This is a genomic window from Marinomonas aquimarina, assembly GCF_900089755.1.
In the GTDB taxonomy this organism is placed as follows: domain Bacteria; phylum Pseudomonadota; class Gammaproteobacteria; order Pseudomonadales; family Marinomonadaceae; genus Marinomonas; species Marinomonas aquimarina.
The window spans coordinates 90386-116654 of sequence record NZ_FLOC01000005.1 but is presented as its reverse complement, the minus strand read 5'-3'; the positions used below and the strand labels follow the sequence as shown (position 1 = coordinate 116654).

General features: G+C 47.2%; 22 protein-coding genes. 18 read left to right on the top strand and 4 right to left on the bottom strand.

Going from position 1 to position 26269, the window contains the following annotated elements:
* Positions 1-13: 13 nt before the first annotated feature.
* The 14 genes from MAQ5080_RS17665 (at position 14) to MAQ5080_RS05765 (ending at position 16560) form a co-directional block, all read left to right on the top strand.
* Positions 14-1168 carry a methyl-accepting chemotaxis protein gene (locus MAQ5080_RS17665; protein ID WP_067206827.1) on the top strand — a complete coding sequence of 385 codons (1155 nt, stop codon included), beginning with the start codon at positions 14-16 and terminating at the stop codon, positions 1166-1168.
* Between the two features lie 17 nt (positions 1169-1185).
* A complete protein-coding gene (locus MAQ5080_RS05820) occupies positions 1186-1470 on the top strand; it encodes an STAS domain-containing protein (RefSeq protein ID WP_067206823.1) in 285 nt (94 codons plus the stop codon).
* 10 nt (positions 1471-1480) lie between these two features.
* Positions 1481-3139, top strand: coding sequence for an ATP-binding SpoIIE family protein phosphatase (locus MAQ5080_RS05815; RefSeq protein ID WP_067206820.1), 1659 nt, complete (start codon positions 1481-1483; stop codon positions 3137-3139).
* Between the two features lie 8 nt (positions 3140-3147).
* Complete coding sequence (locus MAQ5080_RS05810; RefSeq protein ID WP_055463302.1) at positions 3148-3513, top strand: response regulator; 366 nt, start codon at positions 3148-3150, stop codon at positions 3511-3513.
* 36 nt (positions 3514-3549) lie between these two features.
* The gene (locus MAQ5080_RS17575) at positions 3550-4908 is read left to right on the top strand and encodes an Hpt domain-containing protein (RefSeq protein WP_231870793.1); all 1359 of its coding nucleotides are present in this window, start codon (positions 3550-3552) and stop codon (positions 4906-4908) included.
* A gap of 47 nt (positions 4909-4955) precedes the next feature.
* Complete coding sequence (locus MAQ5080_RS17570; RefSeq protein WP_231870792.1) at positions 4956-5771, top strand: chemotaxis protein CheA; 816 nt, start codon at positions 4956-4958, stop codon at positions 5769-5771.
* Positions 5749-6231, top strand: coding sequence for a chemotaxis protein CheW (locus MAQ5080_RS05800; protein ID WP_067206818.1), 483 nt, complete (start codon positions 5749-5751; stop codon positions 6229-6231). Before MAQ5080_RS17570 ends, MAQ5080_RS05800 begins: the two co-directional genes overlap by 23 nt.
* Positions 6232-6311: 80 nt before the next feature.
* Complete coding sequence (locus MAQ5080_RS05795; RefSeq protein WP_082861026.1) at positions 6312-8273, top strand: methyl-accepting chemotaxis protein; 1962 nt, start codon at positions 6312-6314, stop codon at positions 8271-8273.
* Between the two features lie 89 nt (positions 8274-8362).
* Complete coding sequence (locus tag MAQ5080_RS17500; RefSeq protein WP_067206815.1) at positions 8363-11017, top strand: methyl-accepting chemotaxis protein; 2655 nt, start codon at positions 8363-8365, stop codon at positions 11015-11017.
* 32 nt (positions 11018-11049) lie between these two features.
* Positions 11050-11847: a CheR family methyltransferase gene (locus MAQ5080_RS05785; protein ID WP_067206811.1), complete on the top strand. Its 798-nt coding sequence runs from the start codon at positions 11050-11052 to the stop codon at positions 11845-11847.
* 16 nt (positions 11848-11863) lie between these two features.
* Complete coding sequence (gene cheD, locus MAQ5080_RS05780; protein ID WP_067206808.1) at positions 11864-12475, top strand: chemoreceptor glutamine deamidase CheD; 612 nt, start codon at positions 11864-11866, stop codon at positions 12473-12475.
* Positions 12476-12492: 17 nt separating this feature from the next.
* Positions 12493-13545 (top strand): protein-glutamate methylesterase/protein-glutamine glutaminase, encoded by a 1053-nt coding sequence (locus MAQ5080_RS05775; protein WP_067206805.1) that lies wholly within the window; start codon positions 12493-12495, stop codon positions 13543-13545.
* A gap of 37 nt (positions 13546-13582) precedes the next feature.
* Positions 13583-14710: a cell division protein ZapE gene (zapE, locus tag MAQ5080_RS05770; protein WP_067206801.1), complete on the top strand. Its 1128-nt coding sequence runs from the start codon at positions 13583-13585 to the stop codon at positions 14708-14710.
* A 242-nt stretch (positions 14711-14952) separates the two neighbouring features.
* The gene (locus tag MAQ5080_RS05765) at positions 14953-16560 is read left to right on the top strand and encodes a sensor domain-containing diguanylate cyclase (RefSeq protein WP_067206798.1); all 1608 of its coding nucleotides are present in this window, start codon (positions 14953-14955) and stop codon (positions 16558-16560) included.
* Here MAQ5080_RS05765 and fdhD read toward each other — a convergent pair.
* Positions 16557-17345: a formate dehydrogenase accessory sulfurtransferase FdhD gene (fdhD, locus tag MAQ5080_RS05760; RefSeq protein WP_067206795.1), complete on the bottom strand. Its 789-nt coding sequence runs from the start codon at positions 17343-17345 to the stop codon at positions 16557-16559. The genes MAQ5080_RS05765 and fdhD overlap by 4 nt on opposite strands.
* A 337-nt stretch (positions 17346-17682) precedes the next feature.
* Between fdhD and MAQ5080_RS05755 the strand changes: the two genes are divergently transcribed.
* A complete protein-coding gene (locus tag MAQ5080_RS05755; RefSeq protein WP_231870791.1) occupies positions 17683-19059 on the top strand; it encodes a peptidoglycan DD-metalloendopeptidase family protein in 1377 nt (458 codons plus the stop codon).
* 64 nt (positions 19060-19123) lie between these two features.
* Here the strand turns inward: MAQ5080_RS05755 and rsgA are convergent, their stop codons facing one another.
* Positions 19124-20107 (bottom strand): GTPase RsgA, encoded by a 984-nt coding sequence (gene rsgA, locus MAQ5080_RS05750; RefSeq protein ID WP_067206792.1) that lies wholly within the window; start codon positions 20105-20107, stop codon positions 19124-19126.
* A gap of 331 nt (positions 20108-20438) precedes the next feature.
* Between rsgA and MAQ5080_RS05745 the strand changes: the two genes are divergently transcribed.
* Positions 20439-22130: a diacylglycerol kinase family protein gene (locus MAQ5080_RS05745; RefSeq protein ID WP_067206790.1), complete on the top strand. Its 1692-nt coding sequence runs from the start codon at positions 20439-20441 to the stop codon at positions 22128-22130.
* Here MAQ5080_RS05745 and MAQ5080_RS05740 read toward each other — a convergent pair.
* The gene (locus tag MAQ5080_RS05740) at positions 22127-22867 is read right to left on the bottom strand and encodes a hypothetical protein (protein ID WP_067206788.1); all 741 of its coding nucleotides are present in this window, start codon (positions 22865-22867) and stop codon (positions 22127-22129) included. The genes MAQ5080_RS05745 and MAQ5080_RS05740 overlap by 4 nt on opposite strands.
* Before the next feature lie 126 nt (positions 22868-22993).
* Positions 22994-23758, bottom strand: a complete 765-nt coding sequence (hisA, locus tag MAQ5080_RS05735) for a phosphoribosylformimino-5-aminoimidazole carboxamide ribotide isomerase (RefSeq protein ID WP_067206785.1) — start codon at positions 23756-23758, stop codon at positions 22994-22996.
* 128 nt (positions 23759-23886) lie between these two features.
* On the opposite strand from hisA, the gene arfB reads away from it, so the two are divergent.
* Together arfB and MAQ5080_RS05725 are read left to right on the top strand one after the other, a co-directional pair.
* Positions 23887-24300, top strand: coding sequence for an alternative ribosome rescue aminoacyl-tRNA hydrolase ArfB (gene arfB, locus MAQ5080_RS05730; RefSeq protein WP_067206782.1), 414 nt, complete (start codon positions 23887-23889; stop codon positions 24298-24300).
* A gap of 390 nt (positions 24301-24690) precedes the next feature.
* Positions 24691-26268: a cytochrome ubiquinol oxidase subunit I gene (locus tag MAQ5080_RS05725; RefSeq protein WP_067206779.1), complete on the top strand. Its 1578-nt coding sequence runs from the start codon at positions 24691-24693 to the stop codon at positions 26266-26268.
* The last annotated feature ends 1 nt before the right edge of the window (position 26269 follow it).

Genomic DNA, 26269 nt, shown 5'->3' with positions numbered 1-26269 from the left:
AAGGATTGTCTCTATGCTGAAGTTGTCTCTGATACATATATTCGCAGTGGTTGTGGCGGGTGTGCTTGGTTTTTCCGGTTATTTCTGGCCTGCATTGTTGGTGCTAGTGTTATCGGGCACCTTACTCGTTTTTCTTGCGCGGCATGATTCAAACGACCGTTCAAACGACCTTTCTAATAGCGATGTGCTTAACGCTGAAGCAAATAATCTGGTGGATAAAAAAGAAGCGCAAAAGCTATTCCACGATGAATTGGTCCCTATCTTAGATGTGTGTAACGACGATCTTGAAAATGTCCTAACAACGCAACACAGTGCGATTGTGTTGTTAAGCGAATCGTTTGACGATACCCACCGCCTGATCCGACAACAAGAAGAGTGCATTCGCTCCTTGATCAATGATAGCCACGACGATTGTCGCAGTCACAGTGAAGTGATGCAAAGTTTTGCCGATCAAACGGCGAAAACACTGGACCGCTTTATCAATACTACAGTTGAAATGTCCGCGGAATCGATGGATTTGCTAAGTAAAGTAAATGAAATCCATGAAGAAATGCCGGTCGTGACAAAAGCCTTGAAAGATATCGACGATATTGCTGAGCAAACCAACCTATTGGCATTAAATGCCGCCATTGAAGCAGCACGAGCTGGCGAAGCCGGTCGTGGTTTTGCGGTAGTGGCTGACGAAGTACGAACACTTTCGAATCGCTCAGCAGGCTTCAGTGTCGCCATCCAATCGCAATTGCAAAAGATTCAGGAGCAGGTGTCAGCACTAACGACTTCTATGGAAAGTTTGGCGGCGCATGACGTAACCTACATTATGGAATCGAAGCGTAAAATGCAGCAAGTGCTGGAGCACATTGTTGAAAAAGCAGAAAGCGATGCCAAGGTTACAAATCAGCTAGACGAACTAGCAGGTGCGATTGAGAATGCCATCTTTGCCGCGACCCGTGGTCTTCAGTTCGATGACATTAACCGCCAAAATATTGAGTACACCATCGATACGTTGAAGTTTATCGGTGAGCACTTAGAAAGTATCAAAAACACGTCTTTTGAAGATCTTGAACAGGTCATGAAAGACAAACTCCAAAAGATTAAAACACGCAGCCAAGAACGTCATAACCCTGTTTCACAGCAGGATGTGGGCAGTGGTGACATCGATTTATTTTAAAGTTTTTAGGAAGCAATATGTCTCAGCAACCGTCAGTAGTTATCAGTATTCCGGAACGATTCGATTTTAGTACGCATAAATGGTTCACAGAGAGCTATGAGCAGGCGCTAGAGAAAACCAATAATATTGTTTTGGATTTTTCCCGTGTCACTTATGTGGATTCCTCTGCGTTGGGCATGATGGTGTTATTACGTCGTAAGATTAGTGCAGTGGGCGGAAAAGGCTACGTTCGAAATGTGACTGGTACAGCAAAAGACATTTTAGAAATGGCTAACTTCCAAACCTTATTCGAATACGAATAGGCGACTTATTATGTCATCAGGAAGCAGTGTTTTAATTCTGGAAGATGATATCAGTACGCGTTTGATTGTATCCAAGTCGTTATCGGCGCAAGGCATTCAAACCGTTACGGCCACCACGATATCAGAAGCGGAAAATCTTATTCCCGAGCACGATATTTCGCTGTTTCTGTTGGATGTTCATTTGCCTGATGGCGATTCAACGGCTTTAGTTAGAAAACTGCGTGTCAGTCACCCCTTGATCCCTATTCTTGTTATGACCGGGGATTATGAGCAGAATCGTGTGGCCGAGTTCTTTGATTTAGGGGTGCGGGATTTTATCAATAAGCCTGTACATCCTATTTTATTGGCCAGTCGGGTGCGCAGTTTTATTCGAAACTCTATTACCGAGCGTGCACTGTTTGATGCCAATGAAATGTATCAGCGCATTGCTCATGAAAAAGAGCAAGAAGAAGAGCTGGCTCATTACGTCTATGATCACATCTTAAAAGTTCATACCAGCAAGATGGATGGCTTGGATACGGTGATACGTTCATCCGGTAAGTTTTGTGGCGACATGCTGCTGTCTGCCAAAGCCCCTAACGGTAATTTGATTGTCTTATTAGCGGACGCAACTGGACACGGTATGGCCGCCGCACTGACGATTTATCCGATGGTATCGACCTTTGCGGCCATGGTGGCGAAAGGCTTGTCATTAGGTGCAATTCTGAAAGAGCTTAGTGCCAAACACAGTCAGTGTATTCCGCAGAACCGCTTTGTTGCTGCCATATTGCTTGAGCTGTCTTTGGTCGATAATACCATCAGGGTATGGAATGGTGGCATGCCTGCCGTACTCATGTTTGATAACGAGGGCAACCTAAGTAAAGTTACCTCGAAGCATGTGGCGATCGGTATCATGCCTGACGACATGGTTAGCACGAAAATGGAAGTGTTCGAGCTCGATCAAGTCAGCAAAATGGCCTTGTTCAGTGATGGTCTGATCGAAAATAAAGTCATGGATGGACGCACTTTAGCGTTTAACGAAGTGTATGACATGATTGCTACGAATTTGGATGATCCGAAAGGTCTGCTGGATACCATGCATGGCTATGAAAATTTCACTGATGACTTAAACGATCACGATGATATGACCCTAGCGGTGTTGGACCTGCACCGGTTAACGGAAGAGCTCAAGCAAGTCGAAGAAGACAATAAGCCTCTTCCAGGATCCTTTAGCTTTGATTTTGAATTAACGGGCAGTGCGCTAAACAATGAGAAGTTTGCCTACAACTTAATCGAGTTACTGGGCACTTATGGCTTTCATAAAGACTTTTGTCAGAAAGTGTTTACCGTGATGACAGAGTTGTTTGTTAACGCGGTCGATCATGGGATTTTTAATATTCCATCGAAATTAAAAGAAGATGACTTTATTGCTTACTTGTCCATGAGAGAAGAGAGGCAAGCGACACTTAGCGCGACTGATAAAGTAAAGATCACGCTAGCTTGGGATCAGGCATCCCATCAATTAACGATTATCTTAGGCGATAGCGGAACGGGCTACGCGACAGATAAATTAAAAGATCTGGGTGATGAGGTGGCATACGGAAGAGGCTTGAAGCTGATTGCTTCGCTTTGCCACTCCTTTACCTATGATCAAATAACTAACACTACCCATGTGACTTTGGAATACTAGAGGGCTTTATGAGCAAGAAACTGCTTATCGTTGATGATTCACCATCTGTTCGTCAAATGGTTGAAATGACTTTAAAAGGGGCTGGGTACACGGTAAAAGCCGCTAAGGATGGTCAAGAGGCGTTAAATTTCTGTAAGACAGAGCGTTACGACTTTGTTTTAACCGACCAGAACATGCCAAATATGGATGGTATTACGCTGATTAAATCCCTACGTGCCATGCCGGCCTACGCACGCACGCCACTGATTGTATTGACAACAGAGGCGAGCGACATGATGAAACAAAAAGGCAAAGCCGCAGGTGCAACGGGCTGGATGGTCAAACCTTTTGATCCTAAGAAATTGCTAGAAGTGGTATCAAAAGTATTGCGTTAACGATCAAAGCCAATCTAGTCCTGCACGGAGAGTTTGATGGATAACTTAAGCCAGTTCAATGAAGCCTTTTTTGAAGAGGCGCAAGAGCACTTAGAGACAATGGAAACCCTGTTGTTAGATTACGACGTGGTTGAACCAGATATTGAAGTGCTTAACAGTGTCTTTCGTGCTGCCCATTCGATTAAGGGCGGCAGCGCCATCTTTGGTTTCACGGCAATGACTGGCTTAACGCACGTGATGGAGAACATGCTTGACCGTGCGCGCAACGAAGAGCTTGAGTTAACCAATGAATTGATCACCGTATTGCTTGAAACGGTCGATGTGTTAAAGGACATCCTGCATAACTATCGTCATGATGAAGAGATTGATTGGGACACCATTGAATCCAGCAAAGCTCGATTAGAGTCTGAGTTAGCGCAAGCCATGAATCAACAAGGCAGCACTCAGGGGGCTGCTGATGCCGCTTCTCAGCAGACTGAGGAAGAGGACGGTTTTGGCTTTTTTGACGAGCCAGGGGACAGCGGTGATGATGAAGGCTTTGGTTTTTTTGATGAAGAGATTGCGGCGTCGGGTGAATCAGAAGACGAGCAGGGTTTTGGCTTCTTTGACGAAAACATTGCCAATGATGACGAGCAGGACGCAGGTTTTGGCTTTTTTGAGGATGCTCCAGGCATTTCAGAAAACGAAGAAAACGAGCCTTCTACCACCGATGAGATAGAGGGCTTTGGCCTCTTCGATCACTCAGACGAAGACAGTACAGAACAAGTCACTTCTGCAGAGGGGGATGAGCAAGCCCCCCCTGCTGAAGCGGCTAAACAAGAAGACAATCCTGAAGCTTCTGCGGAAAAAGCCCCAGAGGCAGAAGGCTATGGCTTCTTTGATGAGGCCATGAAAGCGCGCCACGAGCAGGATAAGATTGATAATGTCAAAGGCTATGGCATTTATCCTAAAGAGGAAACGGCCGCCGCAGAAGTGTCTTCTAAGACATCTAGGAGCACGGCAAAAGCGCCTACTAAAGCGGGTGGCGATGCGAAAAATACTGAAGCGAGCAGTATTCGTGTTGAAACCGTCAAAATCGACAAGCTGGTAAATTTAGTCGGCGAGCTGGTGATCACCCAGTCTATGTTGAATTTGATTGGCAACGAAGTTCAGGAAAGTGTTGCCGAGAAAATGATGGGCGCTTTGGCTGAGCTGGAGCGCAATACGCGTGAGATACAAGAAGCGGTCATGTCAGTGCGCATGCTGCCTATTTCATTTGTCTTTAACCGTTTCCCGCGTTTGGTGCGTGATTTATCGGTGAAGATGGATAAACAAATCGAGTTAGTGATTGAGGGTGCCAGCACTGAAATCGATAAGAATTTAGTGGAGAAAATTTCTGACCCACTGACCCACTGACCCACTTGATCCGCAACAGTGTTGATCATGGCATTGAAAATGCCGACGTGCGCAGAGCAGCAGGCAAAGTTGAAAAAGGCACTGTACGTTTGTCTGCTATGCAAAAAGGCGGCGAAATTGTTATCTCTATTCTAGATGATGGTGCTGGATTAAATCGTGATCGTATCCTTGCTAAGGCCGAAGAGAAGGGCATTGAATTGCCTAATCCATTGACCGATGAGGCGGTGTGGCAATTGATCTTTGCACCAGGATTCTCAACCGCAGCGGAAGTCACGGATATCTCAGGTCGTGGCGTGGGCATGGACGTGGTACGTCGTAATATCGAATCCTTAGGTGGTCGTGTTGAAATCAACTCATCGCAGGGGATTGGCACTGAATTTGTGATCAGTTTACCGCTCACGTTAGCCATTCTCGATGGCATGTGTGTGGAAGCGGAAGAGCAAATATTTGTTGTGCCTTTGATGAATATTATTGAAAGTATTCAGCCTATGGCAGAGCAAATCCGAGTGATTAAAGGCAGTAAAATTCTTTGGGCACGCGATGAATACTGGCCTTTAGTCGATATCGGGCGTGTGCTTGGTGGTCGAGAGGAAAGCATCGACAACATCGATTTATCGCAATACATCATCGTCTTGGTGGAAACCGCGAAGAATCGATTTGGCTTGGTAGTGGATACATTGGTGGGCCAGCAGCAAGTAGTGATTAAAAGTTTAGAACGCCATTACCGTCGTGTGGACGGTGTGGCAGGGGCAACCATCATGGGTGATGGTGGGGTTGCACTTATTCTCGATGTCGATTCATTGACTCAGTTTATTAGTTCAGATTTAGGAGGCCCATCTTATGCCGTCAGAGCAGCAGGGTAACGTTTCATCTATGCCAACTCGTGAATTTCTGACCTTTGTTTTAGGCGATGAAACCTATGCACTGGACATCATGACTGTGAAAGAGATTCGTGGTTATGAAGCCACGACCAAAATTGCCAATGCGCCAAGTTTTATCAAAGGGGTGATTAACCTTCGTGGTGATATCGTGCCGATTATCGATCTACGTATTAAATTTGGTATTGGCGAAGCCACCTATAACGAGTGGACCATCGTCATCATGCTAAATATCCATGATCGTATCGTGGGTATAGTGGTGGATGGCGTATCGGATGTAATGAATTTGGAAGATGAAGAAATCCGACCCGCACCAGAGTTTGGTGTGGCATTTGATAGCCAGTACTTGCATGGCTTGGCGGCCCTGGAAGACAGTATGGTCATTATTGTTGATATCGAAGCGCTGATTTCCAGTGATGAGCTGGGCATTTTTGAAGCTGTTTAATGACGAACAGGGTGGTGATGTGGCGAAGACCGCAACAGCAGCTTAGATAACGGACGAACCAAGGTAAGAAGGCGAAAATTATGTTTAAAGGCTTATTTGCTAAACCCTTACAAGAGGGACAAGTGATTGTCTCGCAAAGCGAGCTGACCAATCTTCGCGGCCAGCTTGATGCGTTATCTAAGTCCCAAGCTGTGATTGAATTTGATGTAAAGGGCAATATTTTATCTGCCAACGATAACTTCTTAAACGCTGTGGGTTATACGCTTGATGAAGTGGTTGGTAAACACCACTCTTTGTTCGTCGATGATGCGACCCGCAACAGTAACGAGTACCGTGCTTTTTGGTCGAAGCTTGCTGCGGGTGAGTTTCAGTCAGGTGAATTTTGTCGCATTACTAAGCAAGGTAAACGCATTTGGATTGAGGCAAGTTACAACCCGATTTTCGATGAATATGGTAAGCCTTTTAAAGTCGTTAAATTTGCCTCGGATGTGACACAAAAGAAAAATCAAAATGCAGATTATGCGAGTCAGCTAGAGGCGATTTCTAAGGCGCAAGCCGTGATCTCATTTGACCTGGAAGGCGTGATTTATGAAGCCAACGATAACTTCTTAAATGCGCTGGGGTATACCTTACATGAGGTACGCGGCCAGCATCACAGTATGTTTGTCGACAAAGAGTATGCGCAATCTGAAGAGTACCGCGATTTCTGGCGTAAGTTAAAAGCGGGCGAGCACTTTGTCGGTCGTTTCCCAAGGGTGCGCAAGGATGGCAAGGTTATCTGGATTCAAGCGATCTACAGCCCGATTCGTGACGCGTTAGGCAAGATATACAAAGTGACTAAGTACGCGACCGATATTACCGCTCAAGTGGAAGCTGAGCAGCAACTGCAAAATGCGGTTGAGCAGGTCAACGAAGCCATCGAAGCGGCGATTTCTAACGACTTAACCAAGCGAGTATCGCTGGATGGAAAAACCGGTTCCTTATTGAGTTTGTGTCAAGGTGTGAATGGCTTGCTAGTCACCATGACCGATGTGATTACGCAAATTAAAAGTGCATCCGATGCGGTGTATTTAGGGGCCCGTGAGATCTCTAATGGCAATACCGACTTGTCCCGTCGTACCGAGCAGCAAGCGGCGAACTTGCAAGAAACCGCCTCGAGTATGGAACAGTTAACCAGTACTGTGCGCCAAAACTCCAGCAATGCTCTACAAGGTTCGGGCTTGGCTTCCAATGCCGTGTCCGTGGCCACTGACGGCGGTGAGTTGATCGGGCAGGTGGTCGCAACCATGGCCTCGATAAACGAATCTTCACAAAAGATTTCAGACATTATTGGTATGATCGATGGCATTGCCTTTCAGACCAATATTTTAGCGCTGAATGCGGCGGTGGAAGCGGCACGAGCAGGTGAGCAAGGTCGAGGCTTTGCCGTGGTAGCATCCGAAGTGCGAACGCTAGCTCAGCGCTCTGCCAATGCCGCGAAAGATATTAAAGGGCTTATTTCCGAATCGGCTTCTAAGATTTCCGTGGGCAATGATTTGGTGGGCAAATCTGGTGCCACCATGCAGGAAATTGTCGAGGCGATTAAGCAAGTTAGTAGCATCATGGATGACATCTCGTCGGCATCGTCTGAGCAGTCTTCCGGCTTAGATGAAATCGGTAAAGCGGTGTCACAGATGGATGAAATGACACAGCAGAATGCAGCCTTGGTAGAAGAAGCTGCTGCGGCATCAGAAAGCCTGCTCAATCAAGCCGATCAGCTGGCCACTAACATGAGTCATTTTGTGATCGATGAAGGGCCGATGAGTGCATCGTTTAAGCCTAAACCGGCTTTAACGGCGCCCAAACCAGCGCTTTCTCCTGCCAAGCCTGCGCTGAAAAAGCCTGAGCCTTCGCTGAAGTCAGAGCCGAAAGCTAAGCCAGCAGTACCTAAGCCGACGGCTCCTAAAGCTTCAGCCCCGAGTAAACCAGTTTCAAAACCCATGCCAAGTAAGCCAGTGCCAAAGCCAGAGGTACAGGATGATGACGGTTGGGAAGAGTTCTAGCTATTAAAATAGACGGAACGTTAAATTCGTAAAATAGCCTTCCTTAGTGTGGCAAACTGTTAATCGAATGGACCTTTAAAGGACTTTCTATGAATATCAAACTATCAATAAAATTTGTTATTTTGGCGGTGTTAGTGGTCATTGCCATCGGGGTGCCGACAAAGTTTTTCTTCGAAACAGAGTCATCACTAATTAAGACAACTGAGATGGAACTTGGGGGGATTGATCCCACCGCGAAGTTAGTTTTATCCATGTCGGCTATGCAAGACTACCGCGATATGGCGATCGTACAGGTGAGTCAAGGTAGAATCGATAAAGGCCGATTACAGCAGGCTTGGCAAACGGCTAACGCGGCGCTGAAATCGATGCAAAGCTCGTTAGCAGAGACTTACCCAGAATCTGATTCGAATATGCATTTGGCGAATGCCGTCAATAATTTTAATGCAGCCCACAGTCAAATTATCAGTCGTGAGATTTCCGCAGCAGACATATACGTGTCTTTTGAGCAAGTGTCTGATGAGCTGCTGTATGAGGTGATTCCTCATATTATGGAAGAGTCAGGTTTAAGCTATGACCCAACGGCTGCCACCTACCATTTGATTATTGCGAATAATCAAAATCTACCGCCAGTGCTTGAAAGTATTTCTCTACTTCGTGCGAAAGGGACTGAGATTTTGGCGAACAATGTGATGGCTCAAGCGCAGCATATTAACAGTCTGAATCTGATTATGGCGGAAGTGAAAGTGCCGCTGGAAAACTTGGTTCACAACCTAGAGTCTGCCTCAGAGTCTACTAATGATCCTCGTGTGGCAGCACAGCTGCAGCAGGCGCGTGTGATTCAGAATGAAATCGAAGTGCTGTTTGACCTGACTAAACGAAACATCATTGATGCTTCCGTCCTGAATTATGAAGCACAGGCATTCTTCCAAGATGTCACCACTCAACTAGGTGCGCTAAATGCGTTTTTCACTAGCAGCGAAGAGGTTTTAGCGTCGATGCTGGAAGCGCGTATTGAAGAATCCAATGCCGCCATGATGAGTAGTCTAGTGATCATCGCAGTGGTGCTGATTGCTTTGGTGCTGATTTGTGTATTGGTAGTTCGTGGTCTAAATCGTTCCTTGAAAGCCGTTGCGGATGCCGCGAATTCGATTGCTAATGGTAATTTCAACATTGTGTTAGACGTCAATCGTAACGATGAATTTGGCCCAATTAACCAGGGCATCGTTGCCATGGCGAAGCGTCTGGGTGAAGCGCAACAAGAAGCCGAAACTCAGGTAGAAGAAGCACAGCAAAGACTGGTTGAGTCGACACGTATTGAAGAAGCGTTAAATGCAACATCGACCAACGTGATGATTGCGGATGCTGAGCGCAACATCGTTTACATGAACCGTTCTGTAGAATCTATGCTGCGCGGCGTGGAAAGTGAGCTACAAAAAGTACTACCGCATTTTAAAGTGGATTCTATTGTGGGCTCGAAAATGGATATCTTCCATAAGAATCCATCTCATCAAGCGGATCTATTAGCTTCGCTTGAGAAAGTTCACCAAGCTCAGATTAAAGTTGCGGACTTGCACTTCCGTCTGATTGCCAACCCAATCTTTGATAAGAATGGGCAGCGTATCGGCTCCGTTGTTGAGTGGGCCGATCGCACCAGTGAAATTCAAGCAGAACAAGAGATCAGTCACCTTGTAGAAGAGGCGGTTGCAGGTAACTTTACGATTCGTGCCAAAGAGGAGAATAAGCAGGGCTTTATGCTGTTTATGGCGAAGTCTCTGAATGAGCTAATGTCGACCGCGGATCATGGCTTGTCCGATGTGGCTCGAGTATTGATGGCCATGTCAGAAGGGGATTTGACACAGCGTATCACTGAAGATTATGAAGGTCAGTTTGAGAATCTAAAACGCTTCTGTAATGAAACCTGTGAAAATCTAACCGGTATGGTGCGTGAGATCCAAGAAGCCGCTGAAACCATTAACCATGCGGCCTCTGAAATTGCACAGGGGAACTCGGATCTTTCTGCACGTACGGAAAGCCAGGCCTCAAGCCTAGAAGAGACTGCTTCCAGCATGGACTTGATGACTGGTAACGTGCGTCAAACGTCAGAAAACGTTCGTAGTGCTAGCAGTCTAGCGAACGATGCGTCGAAAGTAGCGAAACAAGGTGGCGAACAGGTACAACAAGTGGTTAGCACTATGTCGTCTATTAATGAGGCGTCTCGTCAGATCGCGGACATCATCAGCATCATCGATGGCATTGCCTTCCAGACCAATATTCTGGCCCTTAACGCAGCGGTGGAAGCTGCACGTGCAGGTGAACAAGGTCGTGGTTTTGCCGTGGTCGCTTCAGAAGTTCGTACCCTAGCACAACGTTCTGCGAATGCCGCGAAAGACATTAAAGAGTTGATCAATGATTCTGTGTCTAAAGTCGAAGATGGTAACAAGCTGGTGAATCAGTCTGGTCAAATTATGGAGCAGATCGAGTCGTCTATCAGCCGTGTCAACGAGTTGATGTCGCAAGTAGCGTCTGCGTCGACAGAACAAGCCACTGGCTTGGATGAGATTAACCAGGCGGTTGTGCGTATGGACGAGATGACGCAACAAAACGCTGCTCTAGTAGAAGAGGCGGCTGCGGCGGCCGACAGCATGCGTTCACAAGCGTTTAACTTGCAGCAAAACGTACAACGCTTCAATGTTGAAGGTGGTGGCGGCGCGACACCGACATTACGTTTGACTCAGGGACACTGATCGCTTTTAACTTAACATAGGTTGTAGAGGGTATGAGCCGTGAGTTTGGCTACACTGATGCGGACTTTAATAAAGTCCGCTCAGAGCTTCGGGCTTTAGCAGGGATCAACCTTGCCGACAGTAAGGTATCGTTAGTTTACAGTCGGCTTGCGCCTCGCGTGCGAAAATTAGGCTTGAAGGAAGTTAAGCAATATTTAAACTACCTAGAAACACATCCAGATGAGCAAGAGCATTTTATTAATGCTTTAACCACTAATCTGACGTCGTTTTTTCGTGAACCGCATCACTTTGATATGCTGCAAGAGTTTATTCAGTCAGGGGAACGTTGTGAGCGTCTTTGGTGTGCCGCGTCGAGTACTGGTGAGGAACCTTACTCAATCGCCATGACCTTGGTGAAAGCCTTTGGCCGATTTGATATTTCCAGTCGTTTGGTGGCATCGGACATCGATAGCAGTGTGCTGAATAAAGCCAGCTCGGGGGTTTACCCGCTTGATAAAGTCGACCCGATAGAAAATAAGAAGAGCTTTTTCCTACGCGGCAAAGACGCTAATTTGGGGTACGCCAAAGTCGTGCCACAGCTGCGTAACTTGATTGAGTTCAGAAAGGTTAACTTATTAGATAATAGCTACCCAATCCAGGCAGGATTGGACGTGATTTTCTGTCGTAATGTGATGATCTATTTCGATAAGGAAACACAGGTACAGATTCTTGAGAAGTTACTTGAGAAATTGCGCCCAGGCGGACTATACATCGCCGGCCATTCAGAGAACTTCAACCATTTGGGGCATCTAATGACGCCAATTGGTCGTACCGCATACAGGAAGGTTTAACAGGAGGTGGCGCAGTATGCCATTAAAAGAAGCTGCACAAGAGCATTTAGCAACCAGACGATACTTTGATCGTCAATTTGAAAGCGATGCAATGAAGGTGCTGCCGGGGGAGTATTATGCGACCTCCGAAGATATGATGATTACCACCTTGTTGGGGTCTTGTGTCGCCGTTTGCCTGTATGACCCGATTTCAAAAGTCGGGGGGATGAATCACTTCTTGCTTCCAGAAGGTGACCCGAATGATTTACTGTCTGCCTCGGGCCGCTATGGTGTATACGCCATGGAACTGCTGATTAACCACCTGGTGAAATTGGGGGCTCGTCGAGATCGCTTTCGTGCCAAAATTTTTGGCGGAGGCGCCGTTATCCGAGGCATGGTGCACAACAATGTCGGTAAAAATAATGCCGAGTTTATTCAGGCTTACCTACACAATGAGCTGATTCCCATTGATGCGTCGGATTTACTGGATATCTACCCTAGGCGGGTTAACTTCTTTCCCGCTTCTGGTAGAGCGTTAATGAAAAAGTTGAAGAATCATTATGATCATGAGTTAATCGATAACGAGCTGCGCTACAAAAAAGCTGTGGTGGAAAGTCAGATTGATTCCGGTGAAATTGATCTATTTTGATTAAGGTAGCAAGCTGTATGTCACACCAACCCATTCGCGTATTGGTCGTCGATGACTCTGAAATCATTCGAAGATTATTAACCGAAGTACTCAACTCGGACCCAGACATTTCTGTTGTGGGGACGGCAAAAGATGCCTATGAGGCGAAGAAGCTGGTCAATCAACTGGCGCCTGACGTTATTACGCTCGACGTTGAAATGCCAGAAGTTGACGGTATTCGATTTCTCGAAGTCTTAATGAAAGCCAAACCGACGCCTGTGATCATGATTTCCACTCTGACACGTTCTAAAGCAGAGGTGACCCTGAAGGCCCTAGAGCTTGGCGCGGTGGATTATATCGCTAAGCCTGTAATTGATGATCTATCAATGTTTCAACGATATAGCACCACGGTTACCAGTAAAGTCAAAATGGCAGCTCGCAGCCGCGTTGGCCATGCTAAGCAAATGTCGAAAAAGCCGGTTATGACGTCTACAGGTGTCAATCGGGTGATTGCGATTGGTGCGTCTACTGGCGGTACCGAAGCAATTAACAATGTGCTGCAACAGCTGCCGGCTCATAACTTCGCCGTAGTGATGACTCAGCATATGCCCGCGGGGTTTACCACAACCTACGCGGATCGGCTCAGTCGTACTACGGATTTTACGGTGATTGAGGCCAAGGGTGGTGAACAGCTGCGCCCAGGCTATGCTTATCTGGCGCCTGGCGGCTATCATTTACGCGTGATTCGTAAAGGAAACCTGCTATACACCGATGTGTTTAAAGGGGAAAAGGTCAGTGGTCATTGTCCTTCGGTGGACGTGTTATTTGACTCCGTAGCCAAAGAGGTTGGTAAGTTTGCCCTCGCCGCGTTATTAACGGGGATGGGCAAAGACGGTGCTCAAGGGTTGAAAAAAATCCATGACAATGGTGGCTTCACTGTGGCGCAAGATGAACAAAGTTGCGTAGTGTTTGGTATGCCAAGAGCGGCGATTACCTTAGGGGCAGTGACGCAAGTGGCCTCCCTTGAGGACATTGGTGCGACCTTGGTGGCTGGGCTAAAACAGCAGAAAAGCGCCGTTTCCTCCATTTAATTTTCATCAGCTTGACCCCCATTTATCTATGACTGTTATGGTTTCACCTAGTGCTCTTTATTATCAGCGTGTTGAACAAGGTGAGGTCGCCACCGATGTCCATCAACTCGAGGCGTTAGCGGCGTTAGATCAGCTATGGCATAGACTCTCTGCTGAGGTAGACAATGACGCTGATGCTGCGTTAGGCGTGTACCTATGGGGCAGTGTGGGGCGCGGCAAGACCATGTTGATGGATCTGTTTTTTGAAGCCCTGCCTGAGGGGATGGGGCGGCGACAACATTTCCATCATTTTATGCGTGCGCTGCATCGCGAGTTAAACACCACTTTTGGGGTCGCCAACCCGTTACAAGGTATTGCTGCGAGAATGGCTCGTGAGGTCAAAGTTATTTGCTTTGATGAGTTCTTCGTATCCGATATTGCCGATGCCATGCTACTGGGTAACCTGATTCAGGCGTTGTTCCAGGAGGGCTGTTATTTGGTGGCGACCTCCAATATCCCAATCTTTGGATTATTCCAAACTCAAATACAAAAAGACCGTTTTGCTCCGGCCATTGCAGTACTGGAGTCTCGCTTATTGAGCTTTCATTTTGCTGGTGACAAGGATCATCGCTTTCGCTTACCCGTCAATCAGCCGATCTTTTTTACCTCAGAAGCTGATTTTGATGACTCAGTGCACGCCCTATTTGATGATCAAGCCACACTGCAGGGGGCGCTCACGGTCAATCATCGAGCACTGCCTTTTATCAAAGTGTCAGAGTCTGTGCTCTGGTGTGAGTTTGACGATTTGTGTGTCAGTCCGCGTTCTGCACACGACTATATCCATCTCGCTCAGTGCTACCAATGCATCATTGTGTCCAATATTCCTGAATTAAGCAGTACACCCTATGAGCACATCAAGGCCCGGGGCACAGAAGATGGCGCACTGGGGTCAGGGCAAACTGGAGAGCGGCAAGTATCCCTCGGTATTCACGATGATGCCGTGAGGCGTTTTATTAGCCTGGTGGATGAGTGCTATGACCAACGCATCAGCATGTTGTTTTTGGCCGATGTGGCGCTGGCAGAGTTATACACAAATGGCATTTTGTTGTTTGAGTTTCAGCGAACCTTTAGCCGGATTTCTGAAATGCAAACCTCCGGATACATAAAAAAACAGCAACAGCACTGAAATCTATCGCGAGGTATGATTTATTGAGGCCAGCATGGGCTGGGGAGGTATCGAATTTAATGATATCTGCGCTTGAATTCAAATAGGCTAGCGCATGATTTGAATGTGTTACCCGAGCGTTATTCGCTACACTGGCGCCACGGCTTTTACTTAGGGATTGGTGAGGTCAGTCGTTTTTACCGAATAGACAGTATATTCGCTGTGTTTGAGAGGCAACGAATATATGCAACTGTGAGTTTGAAATGCCACTTATACGATTTGTTGTTCGTACAGACTTGCGTCGATTGATATTGATGCTGACGGTAGCCAGTGTTTTGGTCACGTTAGGTAACAGCTACTTCGCGGTTTACAATGTGCAGCGCCAGCTCTTGGTCGAGAATACCTTAGAAGCTAACCAACGTTATGCGGCCAAAGTGGCTGAATCAGCACAGATGATGTTGAACAGTGCGCAGCATACCATTGCTTTTAGCGCCACCTTATTGGCCGGTAGTGGGCGCAGTGAAGCCAGTGCCGAGGATGAAGTATTCCGCTTGGTGAATCAATCGGAGCTGTTTAACTCGGCTATTGTGGTGAATAACCAAGCACAAGTGGTAGCGGCTTACCCTGAAGGGACAGTCAGCAAAGGTTATGTTTTGCCTGAAAATACCCGCCAGTCGTTCTACGAGCGCGCGCCCTTAATTACCAATCCTTTCCACTCGGTTTCCGGTCATACCATTGTCAGTATTTCGCACCCTATTTGGGGGGAGCATGGCAATTATTTGGGCTACATCTCTGGCACCATTTATTTAGATGAAAATGGCTCCCTTTCGCGCTTAATGCGCGAGCACTTTTTTACCGATCACACCTATCTGTACGTGGTTGATGAATATGGCGAGCTGCTGTTCCATATTGATCCAAAGCGTGTCGGCGAAAACGTAGCGCAGATGCCGTTAGTGCAAAAGGCTATGTCGAGAACCGAAGGCAGTGAAGAAGGGCGTAACTCGAAAGGCATCGATATGATTGCTGGCTATGCCCCCGTGCATGCAGCGAATTGGGGGGTGGTCGTGCAGCGTCCTAAAGAGCAGGTAATGGCGTCCTTAAACGAACAGATGAGCCAGGTATTTTGGCGTAGCTTACCCATAGTATTGCTAACCTTGGTGGTCATCTGGTTTATGGCATTGCTGATCTCTAGGCCTTTGCGACAGTTGGCCCGACATGCCGAAAACGTCAATGATAAAGACGTGCAACAACAGATCGTCACTGTGCGTTCTTGGTACTATGAAGCGGCTCAGCTAAAGATGGCAGTATTAAATGCCATCGGTTTATTAAATGATAAGATTCATCAGCTGGATGCCGACAGTCAAACTGACCCCTTGACCAGTCTGGTGAATCGCCGAGGTATGCAACGTTTATTGGATACATTTGAGGCGAACAAACAGCCGTTTGCGATACTGGCTTTGGACATCGACCACTTTAAAAACGTAAACGATCGTTATGGCCATGATGTAGGGGACTTGGTGATCCAGCATTTGGCCCTGCGTATGAAAGCCTTTTTACGTGATCAGGATGTCGCCTGTCGTGTGGGGGGGGAAGAGTTTTTGATCTTCTTGCCCAACACCAGTGCGGAGAGCGCCATGTGTATGGCGCAGTCGCTTTGTGAGCACATTGCCAGCAGTGAGATGCCGAAGGTGAAGCGTATTACGGTCTCTATTGGGGTCAGCTGCCTAGTGGATCATGTCTCTACGCAAGATATGGATAGGGCGATCAAACAAGCTGACACGGCACTCTATGAAGCGAAGAACGCCGGCCGCAATTGTGTCCGCAGTGTGGCGCTCAAGGATCCTCTAAGCGTTGCTGAGACTGAGGTTTAATTGTAATAACGCGGCTCAGCTCGTCTTGGAATATGGATCAGATGCAGGCCATACTGTTTGGCTTGTGCTACCGCTAGGGTGCTAGGGGAGGCGAGATGTCCGAGGCTAGCCACTTTCGCGCGCACCGCTTTTAGAATCAACTCGGTGCTACAGCGGCTACTCATTAAAATATGACTGTCTGCAAGCGTTGTTTGCTCAAGCAGAGCTTTACCAATCAGTTTGTCCAGCGCATTGTGGCGGCCGATGTCTTCTGCAAAGCAAAGGAATTGTCCTGCGCTGTCCATTAGCATCGCACCGTGAATGGCCCCCGAGATACCGCCCACTTCTTGATAGTCGGAGAAATGTTGCTTAGCTGCTAACCATTGCGACGCTGTCAAAGAGTCTGCTGCTGTTAGAGGCTCCAGTTGAGGGAAGCTTTGCTCGATGGCTTCAATGCCGCACAGTCCACAGCCGCTGGTGCCTTTTCGTTGGCGCATGATACCAGAAGAACGGTGCTGCGCTCGGCCTGTCAATTTGAGATTAGCATCGATATGCGTCGGTACATCGTCGTGTTCGGTTTTCACTTCTTCGATCTCTATGTCTAGAATTTCATTGGCTTGGACGATTAAGCCTTCAGAAAAAGCAAAGCCGACGATAAAGGCTTCTACGTCCACAGGGGTAATCATAATGACGGCGTAGTTCAGGTCGTTAATGCTGATGGCGATGGGAACTTCTTGTACCAGTTCGATATCAAATTGACCATCTTCATTGGTATAGGACTGGGTTTGGGTGCCAAGTTGGTTCATAGAGGATGCAAAGCCTAACAAGAAAGAGGGTGATAGCGTTCAATGTATCTTAAAATGGGACGCCAGAACAGTTACTGCGCTCAGACTACTTTTACGATGTGTGTGAAGCGTTTACGAAACCAATGGAATCATAATAAATATAGCGGATTTTGAGTATCAAGATCATGTAATGGATTAGATTTCATGGGCTTGCATGATCTGATGGACTTTCATTTTTATTGCGACTCAGGCAAGATGTGACAATCTTTTAACAACTGCAGGTATCTTACCTGATTAACATGGCATCAATTGTCTATTATGGCAGCGGAGAGCTGCCCCGGAAAGAAGTTTACTCTCTATGGTTCAACCGAAAAGGAAACTAGCTTGGCTGCCACGTGGCCCGCGGCTTTGGGCACTGGTACTGGTCTCAGTCTTTGTACTGTTTTTAATGGTTTATGAAGGCGCTGTAGAGGACGATCAGCGTGCGGCCAATTTCGATGCTTTACCCAACAGTCGAATTGCTCTGAGTCCCATTAAAACACAGGTCCCAGAGGCACCATTACCGCCTGCACTTGATTCATTAGCGCCGCCAGAAGGCATAGGTATGCGAGAGCCGCAAGACGGCTCCCTAGTTGATCAAGTGACACAGTCGGTGCCAAAACCTCGTAAGGTTGAGCACTTGATCAAATCGGGAGATACCCTAGAAGGGATTTTCCAACAGTACGGCTTTCCGATTAAAACCCTCTACAGTGTGCTAGAAGCGGATCAGGAATACTTGGTTTTAGAGCCATTGCAAGTGGGTGATCGCTTGCGTTTTGAAACCAATGAGCAAGATGAATTGGCGTCGATTTCTCGAAAAATTGACCCGAGTAAAACGATTGCCTTTGTTAAGCATGAGGATGGAGGCTTCGTCTACAAAGAAGATCTCAAACCTATTTCATGGAGCCAGCTAACCAAGCATGGCGAGATTGAAGGCAGCTTCTATTTGTCGGCAAAACGAGCAGGTTTATCGGACGCCAATGTCATGGTTATCAGCGACTTGCTTAAAGGCCGCCTAGACTTTCGCCGTGATGTGCGTGCCGGCGACCCGTTTGATGTGGTCTTAAAGCAGGGCGATGTTGACGGTGAATTGGTTGGTGGAGAGCTAGTGGAAGCGGTGCGTGTCAAAGTACGTGGTCAGTATTACCAAGCGTTTCTTAACCAAACCGACGGCCGTTTTTACGACGAAGATGGCAACAGCTTAACACCCGCTCTGCGTCGTTGGCCAACCGCTGTCAGCTATCGTATCAGTTCGCCATATAACCCAAATCGATTGCATCCTGTAACCGGGCGCACATCGCCCCATAACGGTACCGATCTTGCGACGCCGACGGGGACCAAAATCCTGGCGACAGGGGATGGTATCGTGACTCGTACCGCCAATCATCGTTATGCAGGTAAGTACATTGATATCGATAATATCGGCAAGTACAGCACGCGATTTTTGCATTTGAGCAAGATTATGGTTAGGAAAGGACAACGCGTAAAGCGCGGCCAAGTGATTGCCTTATCGGGGGCGACTGGTCGTATCACAGGCCCACATTTGCATTATGAGCTGCATGTTAATGGTCGTCCTGTGAACCCGATGACGGCGAGGATCCCGACCTTGCAATCCATTCCTAAGGGAGAGCGGGCGCAGTTTGACCAAGCGATAGCCTCTTGGACCGAGATGATGGATGCCAAAGACGTGTTATAAGACTTTGGCGTGGTAAGACAGACGAAAAAAAAACCTGCATTTGCAGGTTTTTTTTGTTTGTCGCTTACTCGGTGAGGCTGTGCTTTCTGGCCCGGGCATCGGAATGGGCACTACGATGGAACTTATCATGTGGCTTTGATCTGGCCGCACTGTCGTCGTCATAGGAGAAGTTGGCACGTTTGAAGGCCTGTACTCGTTGCTCTTCCAGTTCACCCTCATCAATGGCTTTTCTCACGGCACAACCTGGCTCATTGGTGTGTGTGCAGTCGTTAAAGCGGCATTTTTCAGCCAGTTTGGCAACCATCTCAAAGCCAGATACTGAGCTCATGGCTTCATTTGCCTGTAACTCACGCAGTGCTGGGGAATCCAGTAATACCGAGCCATTGGGCAGCCGGAATAGAGAGTCTTGCGCGACATTGAAGTTGGTATGAGCGTTATCAAGGTCGATTAGACTGCGTACAAGGCGTGACTTTCCGGCACCTGGTGCCCCCAGAATGGCAATGGTTTTGCCTTTCTTAAAGAAGCCTTTTAGCGCATCTAAAGACGCTTCAGATTTGCTGTTAACCGTTTCTATCATCAGCAGAGGGTTGAGACGCTGGACCATGTCTCGTTTTACTTCCACTTCTGCCTCATCGCACAAATCTGCTTTTGTCAGCACGACGATGGCGTCAGCTTCAGCATCATGTACTAATTCTAGATAGCGCTTGATTAACTCGATATTAAAATTGTCATCAAGTGCACTTACTATCAGCACCGTATCCATATTTGAGGCAATCAACTGTTGCTCTTGATTGAATAGGGCACTGCGATCAAGTTTACGAACGAATTGATTATCAGAATTCACAATCACCCAGTCACCGATGGTCATTTTCGGCTGCGATGATTGTATTGCTAAGCTAATGAGACCTTGCTCAGAAAGTAAGGCGTAATTGGACGGTTCTACTTGGCAAACACGTGCAATTTTATGCGCTTCTAGGTCATCCAATGACAATTGTTGTTGGAAGTAGGTTTGCCATCCTAATTCGAACAAAGAGATAGATGCATCCATTAAGATAACTCCAGGTGTAAAAAGCACCAACGAACGTGATAAAGAAAAGCCACTAGAATGCAAAAGTCGCCCTTCCCGTGAACTATTGACTATGGTTAGAAAGTGATCAATAACATTTAGTCAACTCTTTTCGAGATTAGCATAGTGTTTAATCAGGAAAAATGTATTTTTAGGGTTTTTATCGCCTTTATTAGTGTCTCGTGAAATGCACTAAAATAGGCATATCCTCAACAAAGGTTTACGAATAAATAGCTTATGGTTAAGGTGAAGACAGTGACATGAGCTTTGGTAAACGTATAACGGATTTAGTTCGCGCAGTAGAGGAGCCAATATGCATTTGCATACGAATGTCTATTTATTTTTTGCGTTGGTGTTTGTGCTGTTAGGGATCACCACCGCGGACCTGTACTTTCGCAGTGCTTGGGCATGGGCGGCGCTGTCATTCTTTGTGGTCAGTTTGGCGTATATTTTTAACAACCCATCTATTTTTAGAAAGCGCTCAAACGGCACCATCCCCGTGGCGATTCGCTGGACATTATGGCCATTTCTATGGGCGACACAGGTGTATAACGTGATTGCGCGCAGCCGTGATAAAGTGCCCGCCATCCAAGAGATTGAGCCCGGGCTTTTTCTAGCGCGAAGATTGTTCCCATCGGACATACATTTCTTAAAGTATCATGATATTTGTGCCGTACTGGACGTTACCGCAGAGTTTAACTCCCTCAACTGGACCCTACTTGGGGAAGAGATTGACTACTTAAATGTGCCGATTCTAGATCATGCAACACCGTCAGAAATGCAGGTCACGCGTGCTTTAAACTGGATTCATACTCACCGTAAGGGCGGCCGCAGCGTGGTGGTGCACTGTGCCTTAGGGCGTGGCCGTTCAGTGTTTATGATGGCCGCCTACTTATTAAGTCAGCATGCGGAAAAGACCACGGCGGGGGTGATTAAGCAAATCAAAGCTGTGCGTAAAAGTGCTCATCTTAATAAGCGTCAGTTCCATAAGCTCACAACCATGCACCACAAGGGCTTGTTGCGGGTACGCAACAGTGCTTGGTTAATCGCCAATCCTGTGGCGGGCACACGGCAATGGAAAGAAAGCAAAGAGCAGATTCTAGAGCAGCTAGCGCCGTATTATGATTTAACCATTCGCACCACGTCAGAAACCCATAATGGTAGCTATTGGGCACAAAAAGCACTGCGTCAGCACCCTGATGTCATCATTGCTTGCGGTGGTGATGGTACGGTGGCTGAAGTGGCCCAAGAGTTGGTCAATACGCAAGTCAAATTGGGCATCATTCCCTTGGGGACCGCGAATGCTTTAAGTCATGCCCTATGTGGTATTGGCGTTAAGATCAATCCGATTCAAACCGCCTGTATGACGTTGATTGAAGGCGTTGAAAGTCGTATTGATACGGCCTGTTGTAATGATGAAGTGATGTTGCTGCTGTGTGGCGTAGGCTTTGAGCAGCAAATGATCGAAAAGGCCGATCGTGCTAAGAAGAACAGCAGCGGCCAGTTGGCTTACCTACAAGGGTTGTCAGAGGCGGTGGGCGATAACAAAAGTACTGTGTATGAGGTGCAGATCAATGATCAAAAGGCAATCGCGATTGATACGCCAAGTTTGACCATTGCCAATGCCGCTCCAGTGACGACACTGCTGGCTCAAGGTCGCGGGGCGCCGGACTTGACCGATGGGGAGTTGGACTTAACTTGGCTGTCACCTGAGCGTCCGCAGATACTCAATTTGTTGGAGCTGGTCGGCCATGGCTTAACCAATCGCTTTGAAGATCATGAGTACGAAGGTGTCCATCATGCCACCGCGTATCGAGTGAGTTTGAGTGCGTCGGATGGCGGCCTAGTGTCTTATGTATTAGATGGGGAAAACCGAGAAGCTGAGAAGTTGGTGATTGAGGCGATACCAAAATCACTATCGGTGATGGTGCCTGCCAAGCCCCATGCAGAGCAAGAGAAAGAAGCTGAGGAAGCCGAGCAGGCTTCCTCAGCGGCAGCACATTAATCGGGGATACGGATTTTTAATGTGCCGACAATTTGGCCTGCTTGGTCGGCAGTCGGCGCATCGAATTCCAGTTCGTACTTACTACGGTTCGGGCCAAAAGTACCAATCAATTTTTCATTGATGATGATTTGGTAGGTTTCCGTGTAAGTAAGATTCAGGGGCTCAGAGGTGCCATTTTCCATTAGGAAGTTTTCATTTAAACGCACCACACGGGATTCACCACGAATCCAATTGCCCACTAAAGGCTGTGCTTTAAACGATGTCTGGTGATCGACTTCAAGTGCTGATAGATGCACTTGCAACAGATCGCCTTTATTAGGTTGGTCGCGACGCTCAACGACACGTTTGTCGAGTGCTAAAATTTGGCTCGACAAATCACTGGTGTAATCTTGCAGTTGTGCCACTTTGCTCTTCAATAAGCCCATATCATCGGTCGATGGGATCGATAGGCTCATCTTACTAATAGAGTAGCCAAGACGGGTTTCCAATTCTTCAATATTCTGCTCAGCCAATGTTTGCAAGGATTGGTATTTTGCTAACAATTCTTGGTGAGAAAGTTCTGCTGTTTCTACCTCATTCCCCTGGGCGGTGTTCGCGTCAGTTGCTGGTTCAACCTTTACGTGACCGAGTGTATCGGCTTGGTTGGTGCTAGAGTCAGAGGAAAAGGGTTTGGTCGGGAAGGAACACGCCGCTAATAAAAGGGGAAGTACAACAAAACCTGCGCGTAAGATCCTCATGGTCGAAATGTTTCCTAGTGTAAATGAGATGTGCGCCAAGTATGCGGTAATGGGGCGAGGATGTCGAGTAAGGGAATGCGCAACAAATCGAGGGCTTCGTAAAGAGCCCCCGAAGTTATTGGAAGGTTACTGCTGAGTGTTCCAGCTAATGCAGTCATCAAGGGTAACACCATGGCCACCAAAGATGTCCAGAGCACTGCCAATGGTTAAATCTACTTGGCCATTTGATAGCTCGTGAACACGCTTTAAATCCGCCAAAGAACGAGCGCCACCCGCGTAAGTGACATCGATCGGGCAGCCTTGGCCTAACAGTGTTACGAGTTTTTCATCGATGCCAGCTTGTAGACCTTCAACGTCCGCGGCATGGATCAGAAACTCATCACAGTGGTTGGCCAGCTCGACTAAGTTTTCCATGTTCACCTCCGTGGAAGTGATGGTTTGCCAGCGATCGGTGGCGATAAACCAACTTTCGCCAACACGACGGCAGCTTAAATCAAGCACTAAGCGCTCAGTACCGGTTTCGCGTTTGATTTGATCCAAACGATCCCAAGAGAATTCGCCATTTTCAAATAGGTAAGACGTGACAATGACGTGGGAAGCGCCGGCTTTTAAGTAGTCTGCGGCGTTTTTGACCGTGACACCGCCACCGTATTGCAAACCATTTGGGTAAGCGCGTAGAGCACTTAAGGCTTCCAGTTTGTTTTCTGGATCTTTACCCAGCGCAATCACGTGACCGCCCGTTAAAGCATGTTCACGGTAAAGATTGGCGTAATAGGCAGCGTCATAGTCGCTAATAAAGTTTTCTTTAGCGCCAGTGTCATTCAAGCTCCCCCCTACAATCTGTTTCACTTTGCCTTGGTGTAGGTCGATGCATGGACGAAATAGTGTCACTGATAGCTCCAGTCTCAAATCAAAAAGGACAGTGATTGTAACGAACTTGTCAAAAGATGCGAAGTAACATTATGAAACCAAAGTGCCCTGTTACAATATGGTTTGACTACTAAGCAGTGAGCACAGACATGGCATTAAAGATCTCCAACACCGTCGAAATACCAGATTATGAAATCGAAATGAGCGCGATCCGAGCTCAGGGGGCGGGCGGTCAGAACGTTAACAAGGTCTCCAGTGCGATCCATTTACGCTTTGATATTCTGCAGTCGTCGTTGCCAGAACGGATTAAAGAGCAACTTATGTTGTTAAAAGACAGCCGCATTTCCAAAGAGGGGGTGTTAGTCATTAAAGCGCAGCAATACCGTACTCAAGAAGCGAATCGTGAAGATGCTTTGCTGCGTTTACAGCAGTTGATTCAAGAAACCTGTCGACCACAAAAAGTGCGACGCCCGACCAAACCTAGCAAAAGCTCTCAGCGTAAACGCGTCGATGCCAAGAAACAGCGCGGCGCCATTAAGAGTCAACGACAAGCAAAATGGTAAGCAGGCTAACAAGTTATCACGCTCCGTTATATTAAAGTTCTGTATATTTCACATTGATCTAAGCTTATATCTTTTTGTGTTGACTCGGTTAGATAATAAGAATCTAATATGCGCCGTAGTACTGCTTATGGTGATATGCCGCTTAGTGTTGAACGTTATTAACTTAGATGTTTCCTGTAAGGATTGTGTAAGTTGGACGAGAGTTGAGCTATTAGTGTCATTTATTGATCTATCGCAATGCCCCATAAGCAATGCTAATAAATAATTCACGTGTATGCCTGCCATACATTTTGTGAATGATTAGGCATTTGTTGGCGACCAAAAGAAATAAGAGCATTGAAGTGCCTTGGAAGCGCCGCCGTTTTCTTACGTTAGACATGGGTTAAGATCATGATTAATGAAGCAGTTGTAGAACTCTCGCGGTTCCAGTTTGCGCTAACGGCCATGTACCACTTTTTGTTTGTACCTCTGACCCTCGGCCTTTCTTTTTTACTTGCGATAATGGAGTCCGTGTACGTCATTACTGGCAAGCAAGTGTACAAGGACATGGTGCGCTTTTGGGGTAAGTTGTTTGGTATCAACTTCGCCCTAGGTGTTACAACCGGTTTGACTATGGAGTTCCAATTCGGAACCAACTGGTCTTACTACTCGCATTACGTAGGGGATATCTTCGGTGCGCCCTTGGCGATCGAAGGTTTGATGGCCTTCTTCCTTGAATCCACATTAGTGGGTTTATTCTTCTTCGGCTGGGACCGTCTAAGCAAAGTTAAACACTTAATGGTGACTTGGCTGGTGGCATTGGGTTCTAACTTATCCGCATTGTGGATCTTGATCGCCAACGGCTGGATGCAAAACCCTGTCGGTTCTGAATTTAACTACCAAACCATGCGTATGGAGTTAGTGGACTTCGGTGCCTTGCTGCTTAACCCAGTGGCGCAGGTGAAGTTCGTTCACACTGTATCCGCTGGTTATGTCACAGGCGCGATCTTTGTATTGGTGATCTCAAGCTACTACCTGCTTAAAAACCGTGACCTGGCGTTTGCCCGTCGCTCTTTCGCCATTGCTTCGGCGTTTGGTCTAGCGGCGACGTTAAGTGTGATCATCCTAGGGGATGAGTCGGGTTATGAGCTAGGTGAAGTGCAGCGTGTGAAGTTGGCTGCTGTGGAAGCTGAGTGGGAAACCCATGAGCCGCCAGCACCTTTCACCGTGATTGGTTTCCCTAATCAAGAGCTAGAAGAAACAGAATATGCTTTGCGTATCCCAGGGTTGATGGGCTTGATTGCGACGCGCTCTTTAGATGAAGAAGTCATTGGTCTTAAAGAGCTAAAAGAATACCACCGCCAACGCATCATCAACGGTATCTACGCCAACCAGCTATTGGCTGAGCTACGTTCTGGTAACGAAGACCCTCAACTGATCGAAAACTTTGACAAAGTTAAAGATGACCTAGGCTACGGTCTACTGGTGACGGCGTTTACAGAAGATCTAAATAACGTGACGCCTGAACAATTAGATATGGCGGTCGAGTACTCGATTCCTAAAGTGGCACCACTGTTCTGGTCATTCCGTATTATGGTGGCATGTGGCTTCCTAATGTTGGTGACTTTTGCGGTGGCTTTTTATCAAAACGCTCGACGTCGTATTGGTCAGAACCGCCTATTCCTAAAAGCCATTATGTTTACGCTACCGTTGCCATGGATTGCCTGTGAAACAGGTTGGTTCGTTGCCGAATACGGCCGTCAGCCTTGGGCGATCGGTGAGGTGTTGCCAGTACACGTGGCGGTATCCAATTTAACAACTGGCCAAATTTGGTTGTCACTCGGTCTAATGACTGCTTTGTACACTGTGTTCTTGATTGCAGAAATGTACTTGATGATCCGTTTCGCGAAGAAAGGGCCTTCAAGTCTGCATACTGGTCGCTATGCGCTAGAGAAAGAAACAGACCAGCTTAAAGCGCAGGAGGTTTAAG

Bases quoted from the DNA above. Each gene is read 5' to 3' on its own strand.
- MAQ5080_RS05800 (WP_067206818.1), top strand. From the start codon at position 5,749: ATGCCGTCAGAGCAGCAGGGTAACGTTTCATCTATGCCAACTCGTGAA.
- MAQ5080_RS05795 (WP_082861026.1), top strand. From the start codon at position 6,312: ATGTTTAAAGGCTTATTTGCTAAACCCTTACAAGAGGGACAAGTGATT.
- MAQ5080_RS05740 (WP_067206788.1), bottom strand. From the start codon at position 22,867: ATGAGGATCTTACGCGCAGGTTTTGTTGTACTTCCCCTTTTATTAGCG.
- MAQ5080_RS17575 (WP_231870793.1), top strand. From the start codon at position 3,550: ATGGATAACTTAAGCCAGTTCAATGAAGCCTTTTTTGAAGAGGCGCAA.
- fdhD (WP_067206795.1), bottom strand. From the start codon at position 17,345: ATGAACCAACTTGGCACCCAAACCCAGTCCTATACCAATGAAGATGGT.
- MAQ5080_RS05815 (WP_067206820.1), top strand. From the start codon at position 1,481: ATGTCATCAGGAAGCAGTGTTTTAATTCTGGAAGATGATATCAGTACG.
- zapE (WP_067206801.1), top strand. From the start codon at position 13,583: ATGGTTTCACCTAGTGCTCTTTATTATCAGCGTGTTGAACAAGGTGAG.
- MAQ5080_RS05755 (WP_231870791.1), top strand. From the start codon at position 17,683: ATGGTTCAACCGAAAAGGAAACTAGCTTGGCTGCCACGTGGCCCGCGG.
- cheD (WP_067206808.1), top strand. From the start codon at position 11,864: ATGCCATTAAAAGAAGCTGCACAAGAGCATTTAGCAACCAGACGATAC.
- MAQ5080_RS05765 (WP_067206798.1), top strand. From the start codon at position 14,953: ATGCCACTTATACGATTTGTTGTTCGTACAGACTTGCGTCGATTGATA.
- MAQ5080_RS05775 (WP_067206805.1), top strand. From the start codon at position 12,493: ATGTCACACCAACCCATTCGCGTATTGGTCGTCGATGACTCTGAAATC.
- MAQ5080_RS05820 (WP_067206823.1), top strand. From the start codon at position 1,186: ATGTCTCAGCAACCGTCAGTAGTTATCAGTATTCCGGAACGATTCGAT.
- MAQ5080_RS05810 (WP_055463302.1), top strand. From the start codon at position 3,148: ATGAGCAAGAAACTGCTTATCGTTGATGATTCACCATCTGTTCGTCAA.
- MAQ5080_RS17665 (WP_067206827.1), top strand. From the start codon at position 14: ATGCTGAAGTTGTCTCTGATACATATATTCGCAGTGGTTGTGGCGGGT.
- arfB (WP_067206782.1), top strand. From the start codon at position 23,887: ATGGCATTAAAGATCTCCAACACCGTCGAAATACCAGATTATGAAATC.
- MAQ5080_RS05725 (WP_067206779.1), top strand. From the start codon at position 24,691: ATGATTAATGAAGCAGTTGTAGAACTCTCGCGGTTCCAGTTTGCGCTA.
- MAQ5080_RS05745 (WP_067206790.1), top strand. From the start codon at position 20,439: ATGCATTTGCATACGAATGTCTATTTATTTTTTGCGTTGGTGTTTGTG.
- MAQ5080_RS17500 (WP_067206815.1), top strand. From the start codon at position 8,363: ATGAATATCAAACTATCAATAAAATTTGTTATTTTGGCGGTGTTAGTG.
- rsgA (WP_067206792.1), bottom strand. From the start codon at position 20,107: ATGGATGCATCTATCTCTTTGTTCGAATTAGGATGGCAAACCTACTTC.
- MAQ5080_RS05785 (WP_067206811.1), top strand. From the start codon at position 11,050: ATGAGCCGTGAGTTTGGCTACACTGATGCGGACTTTAATAAAGTCCGC.